Source organism: Stenotrophomonas sp. C9D9 (assembly GCF_056491205.1).
The window spans coordinates 1062501-1088029 of record NZ_JBSZIF010000004.1 but is presented as its reverse complement, the minus strand read 5'-3'; the positions used below and the strand labels follow the sequence as shown (position 1 = coordinate 1088029).

The window sequence follows — 25529 nt, the reverse complement described above, 5'->3', positions numbered from 1 at the left end:
CCGGTCACCCCGCAGCTGGGGTCAGGTCCCTTTGCGGAGCAGGGGGATCTGACCCCGGATCTGGCCGATCCGGCAACACAGAGGCCAACCGACGGTGCCAGAATGGGGGTCTGGTTTTCCCCTGGAGTTGCCTGATGACCCGCACTGTCCTGATTACCGGCGCCACGTCCGGCTTCGGCGCCGCCGCCGTTCACCGCTTCGCCCAGGCCGGCTGGAAGGTGATCGCCACCGGCCGCCGCGGCGAACGCCTGCAGCCGCTGGTCGAGCGCTACGGCAAGGACGTGGTGCATGCGGCCGCCTTCGACATCCGCGATCCGATCGCGATGGAAGCGGCCCTGCTGGCGCTGCCGCCGGCCTTCGGCGAGATCGATCTGCTGGTCAACAACGCTGGCCTCGCACAGGGCACCGCGCCGGCGCAGAGCGCCAAGCTGTCGGACTGGACCACGATGATCAACACCAACATCACCGCGCTGGTGACCCTGACCCATCGCCTGCTGCCGCAGCTGGTGGAGCGCAAGGGCGCGATCATCAACATCTCGTCGGTGGCCGGCGTCTACCCGTACCCGGGCGGCAACGCATATGGTGGCACCAAGGCCTTCGTCAGCCAGTTCTCGCTGGGCCTGCGCTCGGACCTGCACGGCACCGGCGTGCGCGTGACCACGATCGAGCCGGGGATGGCCGAGACCGAGTTCACCGTGGTGCGTACCCATGGCGACCAGGCTGCGTCGGACAAGCTCTATACCGGCGCCAATCCGATGACCGCCGAAGACATCGCCGAACAGATCTTCTGGGTGGCCACGCTGCCGCCGCACCTGAACATCAATCGCCTGGAGCTGATGCCGGTCAGCCAGTCGTTCGCCGGATTCCAGGTCGCCCGAGAGGGCTGATGGCCGTTTGTAGCGTCGAGCCATGCTCGACTGCTTTCAACAGAAGCCGAGCATAGGCTCGGCTCTACACAGACAAAAAAAAGCCGGGCAATGCCCGGCTTTTTCATTCACATCGACAGACTCACTGCGCCTTGATCGCCATCGCCTGCAGGCCGGTACCATCCAGCTTCTGCTTCGCTTCAGACAGTTCGCCGGCGCTGCCGTACGGCCCCATGCGCACGCGATACACGGTCTTGCCGTTGATCTGCGCCGACTCCACGCGTGCCGCCAGGCCCATCATGGCCAGCTTGGCCTTGGTGGCTTCGGCATCGCCGGACGCACCGAAGGCACCTGCCTGCAGGATGTAACGCGCGTTGTCGGCGGCCACCGGTACGGCCGTGGTCGCCGGCGCGGTGGGCGCGGTTTCCGCACGCGCCGCCGGGGTGGCGGCCGCCGTGCTGGTCGACGCCGGTGCGGTGCTGGCCGGCGGGGTTGCCGTGGCCGGGCGTTCGCTCAGCGGTGCCGGCAGCGGACGGTTGGTTGCGGTCACCGGTGCGGTGCTGGCAACGCTGGCCGTTGCGGTCGGTACCGGCGTGGCCGTGCTCGCCGGCGGTACCGGCTTGCCCTCCAGCGCGGCCTGCGCGCGCGATGCTTCGGCCTTGGCCCGGCGCTGGTCCTCGGCGCGCGCGCTGGCGGCCAGTTCGGCGTCGGACATTTCCACTTCCTTGCCCGGCAGCAGGGTGTAGAAGTCGTACTGCGTCGCGGCGGGCTTCTCCGGTTCGGCCGGCTTCGGCGTGGCCGGCTGCGCGGCCGGCTGGCTGCCGACATCACTGTCGGCATCAGCGACCGGGGCCGGCTGCGCGTTCGGGTTCGGCTGCGGAACGGCGCGCAGGAAGCCATCGCCTTCGCCCTTGAACAGGTTCGGCGCCGCCAGGAACACCACAGCGGCGATCGCCACACCGGCCACCAGCCACACCCATCCGGGTGTGCCCTGGCTGCTGCTGTTGCGTCGTGCCTGGGTTTTGCCGCGTCGTGCTGCCATGTGTACTGCGTCTCCTGATGCTTACATTTTTTCCGGGGCGCTCACGCCCAGGAGTTCGAGGCCGTTGGCCAGCACCTGGCGCGCCGCGCAGGCCAGGGTCAGCTTGGCGTTGCGATCGGTAGCGTCGTCCACCAGCACCGGCGTCCCGTGATACCACGTGTGGAAGGCATGCGCCAATTCACGCAGGTACTGCGCCACCAGGTGCGGCTCCAGCGCCACGCCGGCCGCTTCCACCACTTCCGGATACCGCGAGATCTCGTTCATCAACACCAGCGAGGCATCGTCGGCCAGGCGGCCCAGATTGGCCAGGCCATTGCCCTGCTCGTACACCAGGCCCTTTTCCTGCGCCTGGCGCAGCAGGCTGCAGACACGGGCGTGCGCGTACTGCACGTAGAACACCGGATTGTCGTTGCTCTGCTGGCGGGCCAGGTCGATGTCGAAGGTCAGCTGCGAATCGGGCTTGCGCGCGATCAGGAACCAGCGGGTCGCATCGCGGCCGGCTTCTTCGATCAGGTCGCGCAGGGTGAAGTAACTGCCAGCACGCTTGGACAGCTTCACTTCCTCGCCGCCGCGCATGACCGTGACCATCTGGTGCAGCACGTATTCCGGCCAGCCCTGCGGGATGCCCACTTCCATCGCCTGCAGGCCGGCGCGCACGCGCGCCAGCGAGCCATGGTGGTCGGCGCCCAGTTCGGTGATCGCGCGCTCGTAGCCGCGCTGCCACTTGGACAGGTGGTAGGCCACGTCCGGCACGAAGTAGGTGAAGGTGCCGTCGGACTTGCGCATCACGCGGTCCTTGTCGTCACCGAAGTCGGTGCTGCGCAGCCACAGCGCGCCGCCTTCCTCATAGGTGTGGCCGGACGCCTGCAGCTTGGCCACCGCTTCGGCGACCTTGCCGTCGGCGTACAGCGAGCTTTCCAGGAAGTAGATGTCGAAGTCGACACCGAACGCAGCCAGGTCCAGGTTCTGCTCGTTGCGCAGGTAAGCCACCGCGAAACGGCGGATCGCCTGCATGTCGTCCGGGTCCTTGGCGCCGACCACGATGCTGCCTTCAAGATCGACGCTGGCGCCGGCCATGTAGGCGCGGGCGACATCGGCGATGTATTCACCGCGGTAGCCGCCTTCCGGCCAGCCGTCCTGGTCGGGTGCGATGCCCTTGATCCGCGCCTGGGTGGACAGCGCCAGGTTCTCGATCTGCACGCCGGCGTCGTTGTAGTAGAACTCGCGCTTGGCGTTCCAGCCGTTGGCATCGAGCACGCGGGCCACGCAGTCGCCGATCGCCGCCGCGCGGCCATGGCCGACATGCAGCGGGCCGGTCGGGTTGGCCGACACGTATTCCACGCCCACCGTGCGGCCATTGCCGGACAGGTTGCGGCCGTAGTCGTGGGCTTCCTTGATGACCGAGGCGGTTTCGCGCTGGTACGCGGCCGGGGCCAGATGGAAGTTGATGAAGCCGGGGCCGGCGATCTCGACCTTGCTGACGTCCTCGCTGCGCGGCAGCGCCTCGACCAGCGCCTGCGCCAGTGCGCGCGGATTGCTGCGCGCGGCCTTGGCCAGCAGCATCGCGGCGTTGGTGGCGAAGTCGCCGTGGTCACGGGTCTTCGGGCGCTCGACCACGAAGTCCGGCGGCAGGGAGTCGGCGGGCAGGGTGCCATTGGCGCGCAAGGCTTCGATGCCTTGGCTGATCAGGGCGCGGAGGAGATTTTTCACGAGGCCTGCTGTGAGAATGAGCGGCGGAATCGCCCATTTTAGCGCAGATACCCGCGCCCACGCTGACCAGAACATGCCTGCGGGGGCGCCCGCCCGCCCTTGGCCAAGGCTGTTCAGCCGAACAGGCGCGGCTGGGGCGGGGACAGCAGGCCCCGTTCAGCAAACGAAACGGGACGGCCCTCGCCGACCACGAAGTGGTCCAGCAGGCGCACGTCCACCAGGGCCAGCGCCTGCTGCAGTTCATCGGTGATGCGGGTGTCGGCGCCGGAGGGCTCAGGGTCGCCGGAAGGGTGATTGTGGCTGAGGATCACCGCTGCCGCATTGTGCAGCAGGGCCCGCCGCACCACCTCGCGGGGATAGACCGGGGCGGCATTGATGGTGCCCTGGAACAGCTCCTCGCAGGCGATCAGGCGGTGGCGGTTGTCCAGGAACAGCGCCATGAAGATCTCGCGGGCCTGGCCGCGCAGGCGGTGCTGCAGGTAGCGGCCGACCGCGGCCGGGTTGTTGCCGACTGCCTCGCCCTGCTGCAGTTCGGCGGCCAGGTAGCGATGGGCCAGCTCCAGCCCGGCGGCCAGTGCACAGCTTCGCGCCGGGCCCAGCCCCGGCAACCGGGCCAGCTCGCGGGCCGGGCGGTCCAGCAGCACGCGCAGGGGACCATGCGCCTGCAGCAGGTCGCGCGCGGTCTGCACCGCGTCGCGTCCACCGAAACCCGAGCCGAGGAACAGCGCCAGCAGCTCTGCGTCGGACAGCGTGGCGGGGCCGCGTGCGATCAGCTTCTCGCGGGGACGTTCCTGTTCGGGCCAGTCATGGATGGGCATGCCTGCATCATCGCCAGCGCGGGTAGTGCGTCCCATCAGGGCAGGGCGCGCGGCGGGGTAGGCTGTTGCCTCAGTCGCGCCGTGACTGCAGATAAGCGAACAGCTCCTGGTTGTTCTGCAGGCCCAGCTTGCGCTTGGCCTCGGCCTTCTGCCGGCTGATTGTCTTCGGGCTGCGGCCGCAGTGGACGGCGATGGCGTTCACCTTCAGCCCGGCGGCCAACAGGTCCAGCACTTCCTGCTCGCGGGCCGACAGCGCCGCCGGTTCACGCGCGAACATCAGGTCGCGCGCCTGCAGGTGGTGGCGCAGCTGCTGCGAGACGAACACCTGCCCGGCCATGGCCGCGTTCAAGGCCTGCGGCAGCTCGCCGAAATCGGCGCACTTGTCGACCAGACCGCTGACTCCCTCGCGCAGCAGGCCATCGAGCAGGCCGGGATGGCGGGCGCCGGTAAGCACCACTACGGGCATGCCCGGGTGGCGTGCGCGCAGTTCAGCGATCAGTTCCGGGCCATCCGGGCCGGTGCCCGGCATGGAGAGGTCGGTCAGTACCGCGTCGCAACCGTGGTGCTCGACCAGCTGCAGCAGCTGGGAGCCGTCGCGCGCGCTGCCGACGACCTCCATCAGGTGGGTCTGCAGCACGATGCGGATGCCGTGCAGGACGACGGGATGGTCGTCGGCGATGATGATGCGCGGGTGCACGCGGAATCCTCGAAAAGCGAAGCGGCACACCTGCGGTGGCCACTGACGATTCTGCAAACGTGATCGGCCTACAGGTATAGGAAAGTTCCGAATCGCAGTGACTTGAACCCCGGAAGCGCCGTGGTGCAAGTCCCATCTGCTGATAGCCGCCCGCTATGTGCGTTGTGCACCGGGACATTACCGACCATCGGGTAAGCTAATGCCCTCGTTTGCACAGGAATTCCAGGTGGCTGACTCCCCCAACGCTTCCCCCGCGCCCAGCCGCGCGCTGGAAGGCCAGAAACTGCTGTTGTGCGTCGGAGGCGGGATCGCGGCCTACAAGGCCCTGGAACTGGTGCGACGCCTGCGCGACGCGGGCGCCCAGGTGCAGGTGGCGATGACCGCCGGCGCCCAGCAGTTCGTCACCCCCCTCAGCTTCCAGGCCCTGTCCGGGCAGCCGACCCGCACCACGCTGTGGGACAGCGCGGCCGAACAGGCCATGGGCCACATCGAGCTGGCCCGCTGGGCCGACCGCATCGTGGTCGCGCCGGGAACGGCCGATCTGTTGGCCCGGCTGGCCCAGGGCCATGCCGATGACCTGGTCAGCACGCTGTGCCTGGCCAGTACCGCACCGCTGACGATCTGCCCGGCGATGAACCACCGCATGTGGCTGCATCCGGCCACCCAGGCCAACATCGCCCTGCTGCGCCAGCGTGGCGCGCAGGTGATCGGCCCGGTCGATGGCCCGCTGGCCGAGGGTGAATCCGGTCCCGGCCGACTGGCCGAACCCGGCGATATCGTGGCCGCGCTGGTGGCCAATGGCGGCGCCGCTGCGACGGTTGCCGCGCCGGAAACCCGTGCCCTGCAGGGGCTGCGCCTGCTGATCAGTGCCGGACCGACCTACGAAGACATTGATCCGGTGCGCTACGTCGGCAACCGCAGCAGCGGCAAGATGGGCTTCGCCCTGGCCGCTGCCGCCGCCACGCTGGGGGCGCAGGTGGTGCTGGTCAGCGGCCCGGTACAGCTGCCGACGCCGCCGGGCGTGCAGCGCATCGACGTGCGCTCGGCCGCGCAGATGCGCGATGCCGTGCTGAAATCGCTGCCTGCCGACATCTATATCGGTGCCGCAGCGGTGTCCGACTACACGCCGCGCCAGGTCGCCGCGCAGAAGCTGAAGAAGACCGCCGACAGCCAGTCGCTGGTGATCGAGCTGGTGCGTACCCCGGACATCCTTGCCGAAGTCGCCGCACAGACGCAGTCGCTGAAGCTGGTGGTCGGCTTCGCCGCCGAGACCCACGACGTGGAGAAGTACGCACGCGGCAAGCTGGTCGACAAGCGCCTGGACCTGGTGATCGCCAACCAGGTCGGCATCAGTGGCGGTGGTTTCGAGAGCGACAACAATGCCGCCACTGCCTTCTGGCAGGACGGTGAACAGGTATTCCCGGCCACCTCCAAGCGCGAGCTGGCCGAACAACTGCTGGCGCTGATCGCGCGGAGACTCCAGGCATGACCCAGGCATCCACTTCCCACCCGCTGCAGGTCAAGCTGCTCGATCCGCGCTTCGGCGACAGCTGGCCGCTGCCGGCGTACGCCACCGAGGCCAGCGCTGGCATGGACCTGCGCGCGGCGCTGGATACCGCGCTGACCCTGCAGCCGGGCGACACCGCGCTGGTGCCCAGCGGCCTGGCCATCCACATTGCCGACCCGAACCTGTGCGCGGTGATCCTGCCGCGCTCCGGGCTGGGCCATCGGCATGGCATCGTGCTGGGCAACGGCACCGGCCTGATCGATGCCGACTACCAGGGGCCGCTGCTGATCAGCGTCTGGAACCGTGGCCGCGAAGCCTTCACCATCGAGCCGGGCGATCGCATCGCGCAGCTGGTGGTGGTTCCGATCGCCCGCGTGAGCCTGCAGGTGGTGGATACTTTCACCGACAGCGTGCGGGGCGCGGGTGGATTCGGCCATACCGGGGTGCGTTGACAGGGGACATCGATGAGCGGCATCGGGGAAGGACAGCGGGGACGGTCGTTGGGTCGCAGTGCACCTCTACTGGGGGTGTTGTTGATCCTGTTGGCCGGCTGGTTCGGATGGAGCGCGGTGCAGCAATGGCGGCAGGAGGCCAACGGGCAGGCGCTGGAAGAGGCGCGTGACCAGGCCGTGCAGGGCCTGCAGCAGGCCGCTGCGGGCCAGCTGCAGCAGCTGCAGCAGCAGTTGAAGAATGATCGCGTGCAGCAGGCGCTGCAGGCCGGCGATGCCGCTGCGGCGGCGCTGGCCGTGCGCGAGAGCTGGACCGGGGTCGAGCAGGTCGAGGTGCTGGCGGCCGATCTGACCAACGCCTATGCCGATCCGGCCACCTTCGGGTATTCCCGCCTGGCGCTGCTGGAAGCCGCGCTGGCCGAGGCCCGGCCAAGCCTGCGCGTGGTCCGCGACGGCGGCGGCAACCGCCTGGGCCTGGCCGCGCCGGTGCAGCTGGGCAGCCTGGGGCCGGCCGTCGTCTATGTCCGCCAACCGCTGCTGCGGCTGACCTCGCCGCTGGACCAGGTGCGCGCGCCGTCCGCCGGCTTCCTTGGCCTGCGCCAGGGTGGGTTCGATCTGGTCACCCAGGGCGACGCGGGCCTGGCCGAAAGTGCGGAAGCCCTGGCGCGCCCGGTTGCAGGCACGCCGCTGCGGCTGGTCGCGTCGGTACCGAATGTCGAAGCCGGTCCGCTCGGCCTAGGCGCACTGGCCAGCGCCATTGTGGCGTTGCTGCTGGCGTTCATTGCCGTGTTGCTGGTGGTCGGTCGCGGCCGCTTGCCGAAGTCGCTGCCGTTGCCGCGCCGCGCCGCCGCGTCCGAGGCCGACCATGGCCCGACCCTGAGCGAGAGCCTGCAGCAGGCGCCGCCACCGGTGGCCGCCGTAGCCAGCAGTGGTGATGCCACGCCGCCGCCACCGCCCCCGGTGCCGGCCGAAGAACTGGCTGCCGGTATCTTCCGCGCCTACGACATCCGCGGCGTGGTGGGCAGCGAACTGACACCGAAGACCGCGGCGCTGATCGGCCAGGCCATCGGCACCGTGGCGTTGGAGCAGGGCCTGCGCGAGGTGGTGATTGGTCGCGATGGCCGCCTGTCCGGACCCGAGCTGGCGGCCGGACTGGCCGAGGGCCTGCGCCGTGCCGGCTGCGCGGTGATCGACATCGGCCTGGCGCCGACCCCGCTCGTGTACTACGCCGCCTTCCACCTGCGTACCGGTACCTGCGTGGCGGTCACCGGCAGTCACAACCCGCCCGAGTACAACGGCTTCAAGGTGGTGATCGGCGGCGAAACGCTGTCCGGCGATGCCATCACCGATCTCTACCAGCGCATCGTCGAAGGGCGCCTGGTGCAGGCCGCCGAGCCGGGGGACTACCAGCAGCGCGATGTCAGTGCCGACTACATCCAGCGCATCGCCGATGACGTGCAGCTGGACCGTCCGCTGAAGGTCGTGGCCGATGCCGGCAATGGCGTGGCCGGCGCATTGGCACCGCAGCTGCTGGAAGCGATCGGCGCCGACGTCATCCCGCTGTACTGCGACGTCGACGGCACCTTCCCGAATCATCATCCCGACCCGAGCGAGCCGGCCAACCTGGAAGACCTCGTGCAGACGGTCAAGCGCTTCGGCGCCGACCTCGGCGTGGCCTTCGATGGCGACGGCGACCGGCTGGGCGTGGTCACCGGCGAAGGCAAGATCATCTACGCCGATCGCCTGCTGATGCTGTTCGCTGCCGATGTGCTGATGCGCAATCCGGGCGCGATGGTGATCTACGACGTGAAGTGCACCGGCAAGCTGTCCGACCACGTGCTGCGCAATGGCGGCAGCCCGCTGATGTGGAAGACCGGGCATTCGCTGATGAAGGCGAAGATGCGCGAGACCGATGCCGAGCTGGCCGGTGAGATGAGCGGCCACTTCTTCTTCAAGGAACGCTGGTTCGGTTTCGACGACGGCCTGTACGCCGCTGCGCGCCTGCTGGAGATCCTGGCCCAGCGCGAGGAAACCCCGGACGAAGTGCTGGGCGAACTGCCGGAGATGGTCGCCACGCCAGAGCTGAAGGTGCCGGTGGCCGACGGGACGCCGCATGCGCTGGTGGCGATGCTGGTGGCGGCGGCGCAGTCGCCGGACAACCCGTATGTGGGGGGCCGCCTGTCGACCATCGATGGCCTGCGCGTGGACTTCGCCGATGGCTGGGGCCTGGTACGCGCCTCCAACACCACACCGGTGCTGGTGCTGCGGTTCGAAGGCAACGACGAGGCCGCACTGGAGCGCATCAAGGCCTTGTTCCGCAGCCAGCTGCAGCCGGTGCTGGGCGACACCCCGCTGGGGTTCTGAGGTGGGGCCGGGCTGCGCCCGGCACCCGCCGAAGCAACGGCAACAGCAACATCAACATCAAAAGCGGGCTATCCGCGGGATGGTGGGGCGGTGTCGGAGTGCGGGGACGCCGCAAGTACGTCCCTGTAGGCTTGGCAGCCGCATCCATGCGGCTGACACCCCGCACTCCGACACCGCCCCACGTCTGACAGTTTCCTGGTGCTGTTGGTAGGTGTCGACCTTGGTCGACACAGTAGATCCACGCCATGCGTGGATGCTCTTCGATGGATATTCATCCACGCATGGTGGGTGCCGACCGTGGGTCGGCACACCCTCACCCCTTGAACCGCAGTCCCACGCCCGGCTCGGTGAACAGGTAGCGCGAATCCAGCGCTGAATCACCCAGCTTGTGCCGCAGCTTGCCGACCAGTATGCGCAGGTAGTGGGTGTCGTGCTGATGGGTCGGCCCCCAGATCTCCTGCAGGATCTGCGGCTGGGTCACCACCCGCCCGGCATTGCGCAGCAGCAGCGACAGCAACGCGTATTCCTTGCGGGTCAACGCCACCGGTTCACCCTCGAGGGCGACTTCGCGACGCACCAGGTCCACGTGCAGGTGGCCATCGTCGAACACCGGCGGTGTGCCATCGGTCGGCACGCTGCGCGTGCGCAGCAGCGCCCGCACGCGCGCCATCAGCTCCTGCGTGCCGAACGGCTTGGTCACGTAGTCGTTGGCGCCGGTATCCAGTGCGCGCACCTTCTCGGCTTCGCCCGCACGCACGGTCAGCATGATCACCGGTACCTGGCTCCACTGCCGCAGCTGTTCCAGCACCTCGTGGCCTTCCATATCCGGCAGGCCGATATCCAGGATCACCAGGTCCATGTCTTCGCTGGCGGCCAGTTCCAGGCCTTCCTGGCCGGTCGCCGCCTGCCGCACCTGGTAGCCCTGCGCGCGCAGGCTGATGTCCAGGAACCGGCGGATCTGGGTTTCATCATCGATCACCAGCACGCGCGCGGCCGGCACGCTGGCGTCAATCGGGGTCGGGCTCATCGTGGGAGGCTGGCTTGAGCAGGGGCAGGGTGATGCGGATCAGGGTACCGCGACCGTCGCGTCCAGGCAGCGCCTGCACGCTGCCGCCATGCGCGCCGATCATGCCCTGGCAGATGGTCAGGCCCAGGCCCGTGCCGTGGCGGCCGCGGTCGCCACGCTCGACGCTGTAGAACATGTCGAAGATGCGCGCACGCTCGTCGTCGGGAATGCCGGGGCCGGCATCGATCACGTCGATGCGCAGCTGGCCGTCCAGTTCGCGCGCCTGTACCTGCACGGCGGCGTCGGGCGGTGAGAACTTGGCCGCGTTCTCCATCACGTTGAACACGGCCTGTTCGACCAGTGCCGGGTGTACCCAGATCGGCGCCAGCGTGGACGGAATGTCCAGTTCCAGCCGCACCTTGGGCTGGTAGCGCTGCAGACGCCGCGCGGCCGAGCCGATCAGCTCGTCCACGCCGATCCAGTCGCGGTTGATCTTCAGCCCTTCATGGCCGAGGCGGGTCATGTCCAGCAGGTTCTGGATGTAGCGGTCCAGCCGTTCGCCCTCGACCAGTATGGTGTCCAGCAGGGCGCGGCGATCAGCCGTGTCCATCGCCGCACCGTAGCTGGCCAGGCTGTCGGCCGAACCGATCATCGCCGCCAGTGGCGAGCGCAGGTCGTGCGACACCGAGGAGAGCAGCGCCGAGCGCAGTCGCTCGGTCTCGTTGCTGACGTGCGCCTGCTCCAGTTCGGCCACCAGCCGCGTGCGCAGCGCGGCCTGGGCGATGTCGTCGACCATTGCTTCGGCCAGCTGCCGCTGTTCGGGCAGCAGGCGCGCCTGTGCGCCGGGCAGGTACAGGCCGGCCACGCCGATCGCGCGGTCTTCGCCATCCAGCAGTGGCAGGAACCACCACTGCGCACCGGCCAGGGTGTCGGTGAAGCGGCCACTGGGCTGGCCGTGGCGCAGCGCCCAATCGGCGGCGGCCAGGTCGGTGTCACCGGGCTGGCTGCGGCCACCGGTTGCGGTATCCGCGCCGATCCGCAGCCACGCCGGCACGTCCATCGCCTGTTCCAGCGCATGTCGACCCGCCTGTGCCACCTCGCCATTGCCAGCGGCACTGGCCAGCTGACGGCCCAGCTGCTGGCGCGCACGTGCATGGCGGTTGGCCGCACGCAGCGCAATCACCTGCATGCGCAGGCGCGAGGCCAGGCGCCCGGCCACCAGTGCAGCGGCCAGGAACAGGAACACGGTGATCACGCCCTGGCGTGCACCGATGGCGAAGGTGAAGCGGGGTGCGATGAACAGGAAGTTGTAGGCGAGGAAACACAGGATCGCCGCCATCACCGCCACGCTGGCGCGCGTGCGCGCAGCCACCAGCACCACCGCGACGATGAACACCATCGACAGGTCGGCCATGCCCACCCAGCGTTCGGCCAGCCAGGCCACCGCACAGGCCAGCGCGGTAGCGATCAGTGCCTGCGCCGGTTCGTAGCTGATGCCGCGCACCGGCGGCAGCAGGCCCTCGCGGCGCGAGCGCGCACGTGCCTGCGGCGTGCTGATGATGGTGATCTCGTAATGCGCGCCGCGCTGGATCAGCTGCTGGGTCAGGGTGCGGTTGAACATCCGCGCCAGCGGCCGTTCACGGGTCCGGCCCAGTACCAGGGTCGACACGCCGTTGTGTGCGGCGTGGTCGAGCAGAGCATCGGCGATGCTCGATCCGTGCAGCAGTTCGGCGTCGCCGCCCAGCCGCCGTGCCAGTGCGAACGCGGCATCGATCTCGCGCCGGGTCGCGTCATCCTGACGGCGGCCCTGAACGGTCACTACCGTCCACGGTGCGTCGCGGCGCTCGGCGATGCGACGCGCCACGCGCACCAGGTATTCGCTCTGACCGCCGCCATCGATCGCCACCAGCACGCCGCGACGCAACGGCAGATTGCCTTCGCCACGCGCGGCGCGGGTCTCGCGCAGGCTGCTGTCGACGCGGTCGGCGGCTTCCTGCATCGCCAGTTCGCGCAGCGCGGTCAGGTTGGCCGGCGAGAAGAACGCCTGCAGGGCCTGTGCGGCCTGTTCCGGCACATAGACCTTGCCCTGCTGCAGGCGCGCGATCAGTTCGCGCGGCGGCAGGTCGACCAGCACGATGTCGTGCAGGCGGTCGAGCACACCGTCCGGCACGGTCTCGCTGACGCGCACGCCGGTGATCCGCATCACCACGTCGTTGAGGCTTTCCAGATGCTGGATGTTGACCGTGGTCCAGACGTCGATGCCGGCGTCCAGCAGCTCCATCACATCCTGCCAGCGCCGCTCATGACGGCTGCCGGGCGCATTGCGATGGGCCAGTTCATCCACCAGCACCAGCGCCGGATGCCGTGCCAGCACGGCATCCAGGTCCATCTCCTGCAGGGTGTGGCCGTGGTAGGCCACTTCCTTCAACGACAGCTGCGGCAGGCCCTCCAGCAGCGCCTGGGTATCGGCACGGCCATGGGTTTCCACCAGCCCGACCACCAGGTCAACGCCGCGGCGCAGCTGTTCCTGCGCGCGGGTCAGCATGGTGTAGGTCTTGCCAACGCCCGGCGCCGCGCCAAGGAACACGGTCAGCTTGCCGCCGGCTTCGCGTTGCAGGCCTTCGACCAGGGCGTCGGCCTGGCGGGTTCGTGCATCAGTCATGGGGGCCGCTGTCATGGCCGCCATTGTGCGCGCAGCCGATGCAGGCCGGCATCACGGCGCCTTGGCCGCATGGTCCAGCGCGAAGTTCAGCGTCACCACGTTCACCCGCGGCTGGCCGAACAGGCCCCATTGGCGCCCTTCGGTATTCGCCTGCACCAAGGCCTGCACGCGCTCCACCGGCAGGCCGCGGGCACGCGCCACGCGTGCCACCTGCAGCTGCGCCGCCGCCGGCGACAGCTGCGGGATCCAGTCCACCGGCGGACTGCGTGACCAGGTCCGCAGGCACCTGCGCCGGAGCGACACCTTCGCGCGCGGCCACTGCAGCCGTGCTGGCGGCAACACGTTCGGCCAGCGCCGGGTTGCTGCGCGCCAGGTTGGAACCGGCCGCGGCCATCGGGTCGTAGTTGGCGGCCGACGGTCGTGCCTGGAAGTAGCCGTCACCGGTGAACGGCTGCGACAGCCATGCCGAGCCGCGCACCTGGCCACTGTCATCGCGCAGCAGGCTGCCTTCGGCCTGGGTCGGGTAGGCCAGGCCGGCAAAGCCGGTGGCGATGCCGGCGTAGACCGCGCCGGCCAGCAGCAGGGTAGCCAGGCCCAGGCCGATCGCCGGGCGCCAGCTGGCGCCATCCTGCAGGCTGGCCACGCGGGCCTCGGCCTTGGCGTCGCGCGGAAGGGAAGATGAGGTGGACACAGAACGGTTCATGCGCCGAATACCAGGACAAGAAGGAGGTCGATCAGCTTGATTGCCGCGAACGGCAGCAGAACGCCGCCGAGGCCGTACGCCAGCATGTTCCGGCGCAGCAGCGCGGTGGCGGTGGCCGGGCGGAAGCGCACGCCACGCAGGGCGAGCGGGATCAGGGCGGGAATCACCAGGGCGTTGAAGATCAGCGCTGCAAGCACCGCGTTGCGCGGGCTCGACAGCTGCATCACGTTCAGTGCGGCCATGGTCGGAACGGCAGCGGCGAACAGCGCCGGCAGGATCGCGAAGTACTTGGAGACGTCGTTGGCCAGCGAGAAGGTGGTCAGCGCGCCGCGGGTGATCAGCTGCTGCTTGCCCACTTCCACCACCGCCAGCAGCTTGGCCGGGTCCGAATCGAGGTCGACCATGTTGCCGGCCTCCTTCGCCGCCTGCGTGCCGGAGTTCATCGCCAGGCCGATGTCGGCCTGCGCCAGCGCAGGGGCGTCGTTGGTGCCGTCGCCGACCATCGCCACCAGGCGGCCGCCGGCCTGCTCCTGGCGGATGCGTGCCAGCTTGTCTTCGGGGCGAGCCTCGGCGATGTAGTCATCAACGCCGGCTTCGGCCGCGATGGCGGCGGCGGTCAGCGGGTTGTCGCCGGTGATCATCACCGTGCGGATACCCATCGCCCGCAGCTGTGCGAACTTCTCGCGCATGCCGTGCTTGACCACGTCCGACAGCTCGATCACGCCCAGCACATGGCGGCCCTCGGCCACCACCAGCGGGGTGGCACCATTGCGCGCGACCTGCTCGACGCGACCGGCCAGTTCCGCCGGCACGTTGCCGCCCAGCGCCTGGACGTGGGCACGGATCGCATCGGCGGCGCCCTTGCGGATCTGCCGGCCATGTTCCAGATCGACGCCAGACATGCGGGTCTGCGCACTGAAGGCCAGGTAGTCGGCATGGTCCGGCTCGGCGGTGGCGCAGCCCTGTTCGCGCGCCAGGCGCACGATCGACTTGCCTTCCGGGGTCGGGTCGGCCAGCGAAGAGAGCAGTGCGGCCTCGCGCAGCTGGCTGGCGTCGATGCCGGCCAGCGGATGGAAGTGGCTGGCCTGGCGGTCGCCGTAGGTGATGGTGCCGGTCTTGTCCAGCAGCAGCACGTCGACGTCGCCGGCCACTTCCACCGCCTTGCCCGACTTGGCCAGCACGTTGGCGGCCAGCGCACGGTTCATGCCGGCAATACCAATCGCCGGCAGCAGGCCGCCGATGGTGGTCGGGATCAGGCACACCAGCAGCGCGATCAGCAGCAGTGGATCGACCTTGACGCCGACCGCGGCACCAATGGCCGGCAACGTGGCCACCACCACCAGGAAGGTCAGCGTCATCGCCGCCAGCAGCAGGGTCAGCGCGATCTCGTTGGGGGTCTTCTGGCGGTTGGCACCCTCCACCAGCGCGATCATCCGGTCCAGGAAGCTGTGGCCCGGCTCGGCGGTCACCCGCACGATGATCTGGTCGGACAGCACCTTGGTGCCGCCGATCACGCCGGAACGGTCGGTACCGGCCTCGCGCAGCACCGGTGCCGATTCGCCGGTCACCGCCGCTTCGTTGATGGTGGCCAGGCCCTGCACGATCTCGCCATCGGCCGGCACCAGCTCACCGGCACTGACGATCACATGGTCGCCCGGGCGCAGCTCGGCGGCCGGCACCTGGGCTTCTGCCGCGCCTGGCTGCGGCGCCGCCAGCCGGCGTGCCACCAGGTCCTGGCGGGCACGGCGCAGCGAAGCGGCCTGGCCACGGCCACGCGCTTCGGCCACCGCCTCGGCGAAGTTGCCGAACAGCACGGTCACCAGCAGGATCGCGGTCACTGCCAGGCCGAAGCCCAGCGGCGCATTGCCGGTCAGGGTGACGATCGCGGCGACGATCGTGCCGGCCATCACCACCGCCATCACCGGGCTGCGCACCAGATGCATCGGCGACAGCTTGCGCACCGCTTCGACCAGCGCACGGCGCAGGCCGGCGCCATCGAGCAGGGCAGGGCGCGCTGCATGGGTACTACGGGTTGAACTTGCTTGGGTACTCATCAGGGTGTCCTTAGTGCAGTCCCAGGCTCAGGTGGTCGGCGATCGGGCCGAGCACCAGCGCCGGCATGAACTGCAGCACGGTCAGGATGACGATCACCGAGACCAGGGTCAGGGCGAAGGTCGGGGTTTCGATCTGCAGGCTGCCGGCAGACTCCGGGGCCTGGCGCTTGGCAGCCAGCTGTGCGGCCACCACCAGCGGAATGATCAGCAGCGGGAAACGGCCCAGCAGCAGTACCAGCGAGCAGCTCAGGTTCCACCACAGCGTGGCGTCACCCAGCCCTTCGAAGCCCGAACCGTTGTTGGCGTAGGCCGAAACATACTCGTAGAACACCTGGCTGATGCCATGGAAGCCGGGGTTGGAGGTGCCGGCCAGGCCGGGCACGGCCAGGGTGATCGCAGTGAACACCAGCAGGGTGATCGGCTGCAGCAGCACCAGCAGGGCCAGCAGGCGCACCTGTGGCGTCTCCAGCTTGCGGCCGAACAGTTCCGGCGTACGCCCGGTCATCAACCCGGCCAGGAACACGCCCAGCAGCAGGTACACGATGAACTGCTGCAGGCCGCAGCCGATGCCGCCCCAGATCGCGCTGACCAGCATGTTGACCATCGCGATGCCGCCACTCAGCGGCGCCAGCGAGTCATGCATGCCGTTGACCGAGCCGTTGGAGACCTGGGTGGTCACCGCCGCCCACAGCGCCGTGCCGTCGGCGCCGAAGCGCACTTCCTTGCCTTCCATCAGCAGCGGGGTGGCGGCGCTGGCGCTATGCCCTTCGCTCCACATCATCGCGCCGGTGGACAGCAGCGACATGCCCAGCATGCAGCAGAACACCAGGGCGCCGAAACGACGCCGGCCGGTGAACGCGCCGATCATGAAGATCACCGCCATCGGCACCAGCAGGATGCCAACGATTTCCAGCGCGTTCGACAGCGGGGTCGGGTTCTCCAGCGGGAAGCTGCTGTTCGGGCCGTACCAGCCGCCACCGTTGGCACCCAGCTGCTTGGCCGCGACCATCGCCGCCACCGGGCCCAGCGGCAGCTTCTGTTCGGCCATGCCGGCGCTGGCGTCGATCGGCGTGGCCTGAGGGCCACCGGCCATCGTCGAAGGCACGCCCTGGCTGGTCAGCAACAGGGTCCATACCAGGCACAGCGGCAGCAGGAAGCGCACGCACAGGCGCACCACGTCCACGTAGTAGTTGCCCACCGCCACCTGGCGGTCATCGCCGGTACCGGTGGCCGCCGTAGCCTGCGGCGCACGCGAGAACAACGCGCGCAGCGTCGCCACCGCCAGCGCCAGGCCCATCATCGGCGTCACCACCTGCAGGCCGGTGATACCGGTCATCTGCGAGAGGTAGGACAGCTGCGCCTGGCCCGAATAGTGCTGCTGGTTGGTATTGGTCAGGAACGAGATCATCGTGTGCAGCGCGGTGTCCCAGCGCATGTTCGGGATCTGGTCCGGATTCAGCGGCAACCAGGCCTGGGTCATGAACACCGCCTGGGTCAACACAGCGACCACCACGTTGCTCAGCACGAAGGCCAGCACGTAGCCGCGCCAGGACATCGAGCGCGACGGATCGACGCCGAACACCCTGTACAGCGGCTTCTCGATCCAGTGGAACAGCACGTCGACCTTCATCGGCGTGCCACGCATCACGCGGGCCAGGTACAGGCCCAGCGGCCACGCCAGCAGGAGGCTGGCGGCAATAATCACAAGCATCTCAGTCATGGCCGGCTCCGCTCAGAACGACTCGGGCCGCAGCACGACATAAAGAAGATAGGCGGCGGCGACCAGCACCAGCACGCCACACAACAACGACAGCCAGGGGGACATTGCAATAGCGTCCTGGTGGAACCCCTCCACCTCAGGCCGTCATCGTCGTCCTGCCGCCCATAAACGCACTACGCGCCGGACCGGGCCGACGCGTAAAGAGTGCATAAATTCCGTGGGCCAACCCGTAACCAGGCCCCGGGTAGCGCCGGGCCATGCCCGGCGACGGAAGCGGGGTCAGCCCGCCGGGACCGCCGCCTGCGCCACGCCCTTCAGCTCGCGATAGCGCTGCAGGGTGCTGTCGATCTCGGCCTTCAGCGCCTGCTGCTGCTGCAGGAACCCGGCCTGCAGTCGCTGTTGCGCCTGCAGCTGCACGTGCCGCTGGCGGATCGCCTCGGCCTGCTTGTCGGCCACCTTGCCACCGGCCAGTTCACGGTCACCGGCCGCCGACAGCAGCGCCACCAGCGATTCGCGCAGGCTGGTGACGTTGTACTCGGCGGTCTTCAGGTTGTTGTCCAGCACTTCCTGGCGTTCGGCGAACACCCGGCGCAGGTCGTCCTCGCTGCCATAGGTGGACAGCATCGCCTGCTCGGTACGCTGGCGGGTCTGCTCGGCCATCAGGTCCAGCTGCTGCTGCTGCGCCACGGTGCTGGCCGCGGCGCGCTCCTCGTCGGTCAACGCGCGCTGGACCTGCGCATTGCGCAGGCCACTCTTCGCGTTGAATTCCTCGCGGGCATGATTGACCGCATCGGCCGGCAGCGAATCACTGCAGATCCGCTCCTTGCCCTCGTTCCAGCAGTACAGCTTCTTTTCCACCTTGCCGCCGTCGCGCGACTGCGCCGGCACGGTGAACGGCACGGCCAGCAGCAGGCCGGCAAAGATAACAGCAGGAACTCGGGACATGACCTTTCCCCTGGTCGGTCAGCGGATCGAACGGACGCCGTACTGGGCCCGGTAGGCTTCCAGCGGCTGCCGGTAACCGACAAGTTCCGGGTTGCCGGAGGCGAAATCAAGCAGATCGGCCAGCGATGCCACGGCGATCACCGGAATGCCGGCCTCTTCGGCCACCGACTGCGCCGCCGAACGGCGGTCGGTTTCCGAGGCGATCTCCTGGCGATCCAGGGCCACCACGATGCCGGCCGGAGTGCCGCCGGCGGCGCGGATGATGCCCAGCGCTTCGCGGATCGCAGTACCGGCAGTGATCACGTCATCGACGATCAGCACGCGCTTGCCGTTCATGTCGGCGCCGATCAGCTGGCCGCCCTCGCCATGGTCCTTGGCTTCCTTGCGGTTGAACGACAGCGGCAGGTCGCGGCCACGCTGGGCCAGCTCGCAGGCCATCGCGGTCGCCAGCGGAATGCCCTTGTAGGCCGGGCCGAACACCACGTCGTACTTGATCCCGGTGGCATCGATGGCATCGGCGTAGCACGCGCCGAGCTGGGACAGCAGCGAACCGGAGTCGAAACGACCGGCGTTGAAGAAATAGGGGCTTAGGCGGCCGGACTTGAGGGTGAACTGGCCGAAGCGCAGGGCGTCGGCGGTCAGGGCCAGCTGCAGGAAACGGTGGCGGTGGTCGCTCATCAAAACTCGATTCATCTTCATTTGGAGCACAAATCCTAATCCAGCTGGGCGTTTCGCGCTCGTCCAGCGCCATGTGAAAGGCGTCCGGGCCCGGCCCGGCGGACTGCGCAGCCCTGCGGGCAACCGGTATGCTTGCCCGGTTTCCCGCCGCAGGTCCCCCGCATGCGCATCATCAGTTTCAACGCCAATGGCATCCGTTCCGCCGCGACCAAGGGCTTCCTCGACTGGTTCCGTGCCCAGGACGCCGACGTCCTGTGCATCCAGGAAACCAAGGCCCAGGAAGACCAGCTGACCGACCCGATGTTCCGTCCGGACGGCCACCACTGCTTCTACCGCGACGCCATCACCAAGAAGGGCTACAGCGGCGTGGCGATCTACAGCAAGCGCGAGCCGGACCAGGTCATCACCTCGCTGGGCTGGGCTCCGTTCGACGACGAAGGCCGCTACATCGAGGCGCGCTACGGCAACCTCAGCGTGGTCTCCTTCTATATCCCGTCGGGCAGCTCGGGCGACCTGCGCCAGGGCTTCAAGTTCGAAGTGATGGAATGGCTGCGGCCGATCCTCGAGGAGTGGGCGCGCAGCGGCCGCGACTACGTGCTGTGCGGCGACTGGAACATCGTGCGTTCGGCGCTGGACATCAAGAACTGGAAGTCCAACCAGAAGAACTCCGGCTGCCTGCCGGAAGAGCGCGACTGGCTCAACGCCCTGTGCGCCGACCATGGCCAGGCCACCGATGTCGGCGCCGGCCGTGGCTGGACCGATGCCTACCGCCTGCTCAACCCCACCGGCGAGGACTACACCTGGTGGAGCAACCGCGGCGCAGCCCGCGCCAACAATGTCGGTTGGCGCATCGACTACCAGTTCATCACCCCGGGCCTGCGTGACCGACTGCGCAGCTGCTCGATCTACCGCGACGAGCGCTTCTCCGACCACGCCCCGTTCATCGTGGACTACGACCTGTGACCGAGGCTGCCACGCCGGTCAGCTACAAGGGCTGGGCCGGAATCAAGCGCGCTTTCGGTACCCCGTCGGCGCTGACCATGGCCATGCTTGGCTTCGGCAGTGGCCTGCCGTTCCTGCTGATCGCTTCGCAGACGCTGTCCACGCGCCTGCGCGACGTCGGCCTGGACCTGGGCAGCATCGGTCTGATCAGCCTGGCCAGCTTCTTCTACCTGCTCAAGTTCCTGTGGGCACCGCTGCTGGACCGCTATGCCTTCCCGCTGCTGGGCGGGCTCGGCCGCCGCCGTTCGTGGCTGCTGGTGTCGCAGGCGCTGGTATTGGTCGGCCTGGTCGCACTGGCCTTCGTGCGGCCCGAACAGGGTGTCTGGCCGCTGGTGATGTGGGTGCTGGTGGCGTCGTTCGCCGGCGCCACCCAGGACTCCGCCGTCGATGCCTATCGCATCGAGATCGCACCGCAGGCCGCCCAGGCGGCGCTGGCGGCCACCTATACGCTGGGCTACCGGATCGGCCTGATCCTGGCCGGTGCAGGCGCGCTCTACCTGGCCCAGTTCGAAGGCTGGATCGTCGCCTACCTGGCGATGGCCGCGCTGATGCTGCTGCCGATCGTCACCACCCTGCTGTGCGCAGAACCGGAGCGCCCGGCCACCGCCGTGCAGCGCCGCATCGATATCGCCGAAGCCTTCATCCAGCCCATTTCCAGCTTCTTCAGCCGCAATGGCGTGGCGCTGGCACTGGTGCTGCTGGCCTTCGTCGGCCTGTTCAAGTTTCCCGATCAGGTGATCGGTGTGATGGCCGGGCCGTTCTATCTCGATTCGGGGTTCGACAAGGCCGACATCGCTACTGTCTCCAAGCTGTTCGGCGTGTGGATGGGGATCGGTGGTGCGTTCCTGGGCGGCATCGCGGTGGCCGCATTCGGCTTCCGCCGCATGCTGCTGGTGGCCGCACTGGGCGTGGCGCTGTCCAACCTGGCCTTCCTGCTGATGGCGCACAACCCGGGCAAGCTGTGGGCGTTCTATGCCGCACTCAGTGCCGACAACCTGTTCCAGGGTTTTGCGGGCACCGTGCTGGTCGCCTTCATGTCGTCGCTGACCGACCGCAACTTCACCGCAACCCAGTACGCGCTGCTGGTGTCGCTGGCCAACCTGCCCGGCAAGTTCGTCGGCGGTGTCTCCGGCTACATCGTCGAAGCCACGTCCTACAGCACGTTCTTCATCCTCAGCTCGGTCACCGTGGTGCCGACCCTGCTGCTGCTGGCCTGGCTGTGGCCGCGGATCACCGACCGCGGGCCGCCGCCGGTCGCCTGATTGCCTGCCCGCCCGGACTGCGGGATCATCGCCCCCGACGCGCCGAGGGGGCGGTGCCTTGCGAACGGGGAAGTGAGCATGGCCGACGTTGTGCTGCGGGACCTGGACCCGCTGCTGCTGGAACGTATCCGACGAGTCGCGGTCGCCCGCGGCTGGACCCACGAACAGACCTGCGCCGCCTTGCTGGAGCAGGGCCTGTTCAGCAGTGAACTGGAGGTTCGCTCCGGCTTCGGTGATCCCGAAGTGGACGCGCTCTCCGACGCCATCGCCGCCCTGCAGGCCCTGCCCGCAGGGCAGGGCTTCGATTAGCGCCTTTGTAGCGTCGAGCCATGCTCGACTGCCGTTCCCGGTAGATCCACGCCATGCGTGGATGACCACCTCACGCCAGGTGGATCGCACCCAGTATCCGCGGCCCCTTCGCCCCGGTCACGCTCGGCAGGTTGCCCGCCAGCCCGTCCATCGTCCGCTGCGCCAGCCAGGCGAAGCCCATCGCCTCCACGTACTCCGGGTCCAGCCCATGCACCGCGCTGGACTCCACCTGCACCTCCGGCAGCCGCGCCGCCAGTCGCTTCATCAGCTGCCGGTTGCGCACCCCGCCGCCACAGACCAGCAGGCGCCGGGTCTGCGGCTGCTGCGCCAGCAGTGCATCGGCCACGGTCGCCACGGTCAGCTCCAGCAGGGTGGCCTGCACATCGGCAGCGGCGTACTCGCCTTCCCCCATGTGTGCCTCGGCCCAAGCCAGGTGGAACTGCTCGCGCCCGGTGCTCTTCGGCGGCGGCAGCGCGAACCACGGGTCCGAACGCCAGCCCGCCAACAGCCCCTCGTCCACCGCACCACTGGCGGCATACGCGCCATCGGCATCGAAGGTGCGGCCGGTGTGGCGCTGGCACCAGGCATCCATCAGCGCATTGGCCGGGCCGGTATCGAAGCCCCGCACCGCGCCTTCGCGCGGGATCAGGGTCAGGTTGGCGATGCCGCCCAGATTGAGCACCGCGCGGTCTTCATCGGCGGTGCCCAGCATGCCCAGGTGGAAGGCTGGCATCAGCGGCGCGCCATGGCCACCGGCTGCCACGTCGCGGCGGCGGAAGTCGGACACCGTGGTGATCCCGGTCAGTTCGGCGATGCGGTTGCCGTCGCCCAGCTGCACGGTGAAGGCGGGATTGGCCAGCGGGCGGTGGCGCACGGTCTGGCCGTGCGAGCCGATCGCGCGCACCTGGCTGCGATCCACGCCGGCCTCGGCCAGCAGCTGGTTGGCGGCCCCGGCAAAGTTGATCGCGATCCGCGCGTCCAGCTCGCCCAGCTCCTCCAGCGAATCCAGCGGGCCACCTTCGCCCAGCGCCACCAGCCGCGCGCGCAGCACCGGCTCCCAGCGGGCGGTCAGGCCGTGCACGAAGCGGCAGCCACCGCCGGCGGGGAACTGCACCAGCGCGGCGTCGATGCCGTCGGCGCTGGTGCCCGACATCAGGCCAAGGTACAGGGGGGCGTCAGCGTCGGCAGTCGTGTTCATGGCAGGCATAAAAAAAGGACGCGGCAAGCTTGGGCTGCCGCGTCCTTCCTCGTCAACGCAGGGGCTCAGCCGCGCTTGCGGCCGGTCGCCTGCTTGTCCTTGGCGCTGGCCACTTCGGGGGCGGCCTCGTCGCGGCTGGTAGGTGCCGGGCTGGCATCGGCGTAGATCAGCTTCTCCATGCCCTGGATGCGCGCCATGGCCGGTGCGGTCTGCGCGCGGAAGGCGACCAGCTCGGCACCCTTCAGCGGTTCCGGCGGCGGCATGGTCACGGTCAGCGGGTTGCGGTGCTCGCCGTTGACGCGGAATTCGTAGTGCAGGTGCGGGCCGGTTGCCAGGCCGGTCGAGCCGACATAGCCGATCACCGTGCCCTGGGCCACGCGCTGGCCGGTCCTGATGTTCGCAAAGCGCGACATGTGGCCGTACAGGGTGGTGTGGCCGCGGCCATGGTCGAGGATCACCACATTGCCGTAGCCGTTCTGCACGCCGGCGAACTGCACGCGGGCGTCGCCGGCGGCCATGATCGGGGTACCGGTGCGCGCGGCGTAGTCCACGCCCTTGTGCATGCGCATCTTGCCAAGCACCGGGTGCTTGCGCGCGCCGAAGGTCGAGCTCAGCCGCGCGAACGGGATCGGCATGCGGATGAAGCTCTTCTTCAGCGAGCGGCCGTTGATGTCGTAGTACTCGGACTTGCCGTTGCGATCGAAGCGGAAGCCGGAGTAGGTCTTGCCGCCGGTGGTGAAGGTCGCCGCCAGGATCTTGCTGGTGTCCACCTTCTCGCCTTCGCGCCAGGTTTCATCCATCACCACGCTGAAGCGGTCGCCCGGCTGCAGGTCCTTGGAGAAGTCGATGTCGTACTTGAAGATGTCGTCGGTCATCGTCGCGATCGCCGACGGCGACAGCCCGGCCCGTCGGGCGGCGGCATACAGCGAACTGGTGATCTCGCCGCTGGTGACCACGGTGCGCGTGGAGGTCTCGCGCCTGGTCACCTTTTCCTTGATGTCGTCGCCGGCCAGGCTCAGTTCCACCCGGTTGTCGGCATCCCGGTCGAAGCGGATGCTGCGCAGGTCGCCGGACAGCGGCATGTCGAAGGCGATCTCGGCGCCGGGGCGCAGCTTGGTCAGCGCCTCGCGTGCGCCGGGATGGTCCAGTACCCGGTGCAGGGTGGTGGCCGGAATGCCGGCCTTGTCGAACAGGTCGCTCAGGGTCTGGCCACGCTGCACGCGCAGCACCTGCCAGCTATCGCCAGGCACCTGCTGCTGGCGGGCCATGGTCAGCGGCGGCAACGGCAGCGCCAGGCTGGTGTGGCTGTCGGCGTAAGGCGCATCGATGGTGTGCGAGAAACCGGGGACGATCGTCGCCACCAGGGCGCCGATGGTCGCGAACAGGCTGGCGTGCATCCAATGGCGGCGCGTCCAGCGCTCATTGAAGGCGGCGGGAAGGTGTTGCCTGAGCTTCCGATGCAGGGCGTTGTCGTGCAGGACGTGGAGGCGTTCCTGGAAGCGCTGCTTGCGTGCGCGCCCTTGTTCGGAATTGTGCATCGGCGGTTTTTTCCTGGCGGCCCGGGAGCGCGGGCCTGATCGCCGGTTACCATAGACACCTGAGAAAACCGCGTCAAACCCTTGTGCCCATTGGCTTTTGTGAAGCCAATCGGGTTAACTTTGCTTTAACACCCCACACAAGAATCGGCGTTGCCGGGAGTAGTCACGTGTCCTCGATTGAAGAAGCCCTTGCCCTGATCGGCCGTGGTGCCGACGAGATCCTCAAGCTCGAGGATCTGCGTGCGCGCCTGCAGGAAGGCCGCCCGTTGCGGATCAAGGCCGGCTTCGACCCCACCGCGCCCGACCTGCACCTGGGCCATACGGTGCTGCTGAACAAGATGCGCCAGTTCCAGGACCTCGGCCACCAGGTCATTTTCCTGATCGGCGACTTCACCGGCATGATCGGCGACCCGTCCGGCAAGAGCCTGACCCGCAAGCCACTCAGCCGCGACGACGTGCTGGCCAACGCCCGTACCTATGAGGAACAGGTGTTCAAGGTGCTGGACCGCAGCCGTACCGAAGTCCGCTTCAACTCGGAGTGGTTCGGCAAGATGGGCGCGGCCGACATGATCCGCCTGGCTGGCCAGCACACCGTGGCGCGCATGCTCGAGCGCGACGACTTCGCCAAGCGCTATGCCGCCCAGCAGTCCATCGCCATCCATGAGTTCCTGTACCCGCTGGTGCAGGGCTACGACTCGGTGGCCCTGGAGGCCGACGTCGAACTGGGCGGTACCGACCAGAAGTTCAACCTGCTGATGGGCCGTGGCCTGCAGGAACACCACGGCCAGAAGCCGCAGGTGGTGCTGACCATGCCGCTGCTGGAGGGCCTGGACGGCGTCAACAAGATGTCCAAGTCGCTGGGCAACTACATTGGTATCAGCGAGCCGGCCATCGACATCGTCACCAAGACAATGAAGGTGGACGACACCCTGATGTGGCGCTGGATCGAGCTGCTGTCCTTCGACATCAGCCAGGCCGAAGCCATGCAGCTGCGCGAGC

At 68.5% G+C, this 25529-nt stretch carries 21 protein-coding genes and 1 pseudogene (1 of these 22 only partly in view); 8 read left to right on the top strand and 14 right to left on the bottom strand.

Features of this window, described 5'->3' with window-relative positions; translation table 11 throughout:
* Positions 1–134 precede the first annotated feature (134 nt).
* Positions 135–887 carry an SDR family NAD(P)-dependent oxidoreductase gene (locus ACXI0D_RS10465; protein WP_458220221.1) on the top strand — a complete coding sequence of 251 codons (753 nt, stop codon included), beginning with the start codon at positions 135–137 and terminating at the stop codon, positions 885–887.
* A gap of 121 nt (positions 888–1008) precedes the next feature.
* Here ACXI0D_RS10465 and ACXI0D_RS10460 read toward each other — a convergent pair whose 3' ends face one another.
* From ACXI0D_RS10460 to ACXI0D_RS10445, 4 genes are all read right to left on the bottom strand, one after another.
* Positions 1009–1908 (bottom strand): SPOR domain-containing protein, encoded by a 900-nt coding sequence (locus tag ACXI0D_RS10460; RefSeq protein WP_479642560.1) that lies wholly within the window; start codon positions 1906–1908, stop codon positions 1009–1011.
* A gap of 21 nt (positions 1909–1929) precedes the next feature.
* A complete protein-coding gene (gene argS, locus ACXI0D_RS10455) occupies positions 1930–3618 on the bottom strand; it encodes an arginine--tRNA ligase (protein ID WP_014035696.1) in 1689 nt (562 codons plus the stop codon).
* Between the two features lie 113 nt (positions 3619–3731).
* Positions 3732–4436: a RadC family protein gene (gene radC / locus ACXI0D_RS10450; protein ID WP_014035697.1), complete on the bottom strand. Its 705-nt coding sequence runs from the start codon at positions 4434–4436 to the stop codon at positions 3732–3734.
* Between the two features lie 70 nt (positions 4437–4506).
* The gene (locus ACXI0D_RS10445; RefSeq protein WP_101764779.1) at positions 4507–5133 is read right to left on the bottom strand and encodes a response regulator; all 627 of its coding nucleotides are present in this window, start codon (positions 5131–5133) and stop codon (positions 4507–4509) included.
* A 199-nt stretch (positions 5134–5332) separates the two neighbouring features.
* On the opposite strand from ACXI0D_RS10445, the gene coaBC reads away from it, so the two are divergent.
* Genes coaBC through ACXI0D_RS10430 form a run of 3 tightly spaced genes read left to right on the top strand, consistent with a single transcriptional unit; the run spans position 5333 to position 9453 of the window.
* Positions 5333–6622 (top strand): bifunctional phosphopantothenoylcysteine decarboxylase/phosphopantothenate--cysteine ligase CoaBC, encoded by a 1290-nt coding sequence (coaBC, locus tag ACXI0D_RS10440; RefSeq protein ID WP_049443447.1) that lies wholly within the window; start codon positions 5333–5335, stop codon positions 6620–6622.
* Positions 6619–7092 (top strand): dUTP diphosphatase, encoded by a 474-nt coding sequence (dut, locus tag ACXI0D_RS10435; protein WP_014035700.1) that lies wholly within the window; start codon positions 6619–6621, stop codon positions 7090–7092. The genes coaBC and dut overlap by 4 nt, the downstream gene beginning before the upstream one ends.
* Before the next feature lie 12 nt (positions 7093–7104).
* Positions 7105–9453 (top strand): phosphomannomutase/phosphoglucomutase, encoded by a 2349-nt coding sequence (locus ACXI0D_RS10430; RefSeq protein ID WP_119007276.1) that lies wholly within the window; start codon positions 7105–7107, stop codon positions 9451–9453.
* Positions 9454–9766: 313 nt separating this feature from the next.
* On the opposite strand, the gene ACXI0D_RS10425 is transcribed toward ACXI0D_RS10430, so the two are convergent.
* The 8 genes and pseudogenes from ACXI0D_RS10425 to pyrE form a co-directional block, all read right to left on the bottom strand.
* Positions 9767–10480 (bottom strand): response regulator transcription factor, encoded by a 714-nt coding sequence (locus ACXI0D_RS10425; protein WP_049443449.1) that lies wholly within the window; start codon positions 10478–10480, stop codon positions 9767–9769.
* A complete protein-coding gene (locus tag ACXI0D_RS10420; RefSeq protein WP_049443450.1) occupies positions 10461–13121 on the bottom strand; it encodes a sensor histidine kinase in 2661 nt (886 codons plus the stop codon). Before ACXI0D_RS10420 ends, ACXI0D_RS10425 begins: the two co-directional genes overlap by 20 nt.
* A gap of 51 nt (positions 13122–13172) precedes the next feature.
* Positions 13173–13824, bottom strand: a pseudogene (gene kdpC, locus ACXI0D_RS10415) (potassium-transporting ATPase subunit KdpC).
* Positions 13821–15878 (bottom strand): potassium-transporting ATPase subunit KdpB, encoded by a 2058-nt coding sequence (gene kdpB / locus ACXI0D_RS10410; protein ID WP_101764781.1) that lies wholly within the window; start codon positions 15876–15878, stop codon positions 13821–13823. The pseudogene kdpC and the gene kdpB overlap by 4 nt, the downstream one beginning before the upstream one ends.
* Positions 15879–15888: 10 nt before the next feature.
* Positions 15889–17598, bottom strand: a complete 1710-nt coding sequence (gene kdpA / locus ACXI0D_RS10405) for a potassium-transporting ATPase subunit KdpA (protein WP_119007275.1) — start codon at positions 17596–17598, stop codon at positions 15889–15891.
* A 12-nt stretch (positions 17599–17610) separates the two neighbouring features.
* Complete coding sequence (locus ACXI0D_RS10400) at positions 17611–17703, bottom strand: potassium-transporting ATPase subunit F (protein WP_005407770.1); 93 nt, start codon at positions 17701–17703, stop codon at positions 17611–17613.
* A gap of 174 nt (positions 17704–17877) precedes the next feature.
* Complete coding sequence (locus ACXI0D_RS10395) at positions 17878–18543, bottom strand: hypothetical protein (RefSeq protein ID WP_479642559.1); 666 nt, start codon at positions 18541–18543, stop codon at positions 17878–17880.
* A gap of 18 nt (positions 18544–18561) precedes the next feature.
* Positions 18562–19221, bottom strand: coding sequence for an orotate phosphoribosyltransferase (gene pyrE / locus ACXI0D_RS10390; protein WP_010486876.1), 660 nt, complete (start codon positions 19219–19221; stop codon positions 18562–18564).
* A gap of 162 nt (positions 19222–19383) precedes the next feature.
* On the opposite strand from pyrE, the gene ACXI0D_RS10385 reads away from it, so the two are divergent.
* The 3 genes from ACXI0D_RS10385 to ACXI0D_RS10375 all read left to right on the top strand — a co-directional run bounded on the left by ACXI0D_RS10385 (position 19384) and on the right by ACXI0D_RS10375 (position 21794).
* Positions 19384–20184, top strand: coding sequence for an exodeoxyribonuclease III (locus tag ACXI0D_RS10385; RefSeq protein ID WP_479642558.1), 801 nt, complete (start codon positions 19384–19386; stop codon positions 20182–20184).
* Complete coding sequence (locus ACXI0D_RS10380) at positions 20181–21485, top strand: AmpG family muropeptide MFS transporter (RefSeq protein WP_479642557.1); 1305 nt, start codon at positions 20181–20183, stop codon at positions 21483–21485. Before ACXI0D_RS10385 ends, ACXI0D_RS10380 begins: the two co-directional genes overlap by 4 nt.
* Before the next feature lie 78 nt (positions 21486–21563).
* Positions 21564–21794 (top strand): hypothetical protein, encoded by a 231-nt coding sequence (locus ACXI0D_RS10375; RefSeq protein ID WP_005420465.1) that lies wholly within the window; start codon positions 21564–21566, stop codon positions 21792–21794.
* Between the two features lie 70 nt (positions 21795–21864).
* Here the strand turns inward: ACXI0D_RS10375 and ACXI0D_RS10370 are convergent, their stop codons facing one another.
* Both ACXI0D_RS10370 and ACXI0D_RS10365 read right to left on the bottom strand, forming a co-directional pair.
* Entirely contained in the window at positions 21865–22992 is a 1128-nt protein-coding gene (locus tag ACXI0D_RS10370) for an anhydro-N-acetylmuramic acid kinase (protein ID WP_101766369.1), read from the bottom strand.
* 65 nt (positions 22993–23057) lie between these two features.
* A complete protein-coding gene (locus tag ACXI0D_RS10365) occupies positions 23058–24530 on the bottom strand; it encodes a M23 family metallopeptidase (RefSeq protein ID WP_014035710.1) in 1473 nt (490 codons plus the stop codon).
* A gap of 167 nt (positions 24531–24697) precedes the next feature.
* Here ACXI0D_RS10365 and tyrS point away from each other — a divergent pair, with 167 nt between their 5' ends.
* On the top strand, positions 24698–25529 hold the 5' portion of the coding sequence (gene tyrS / locus ACXI0D_RS10360) for a tyrosine--tRNA ligase (protein WP_049443457.1). The gene runs 380 nt beyond the window's last position; 832 of the gene's 1212 nt are visible here — the first part of the coding sequence; its start codon is at positions 24698–24700; its stop codon lies off the right edge, out of view.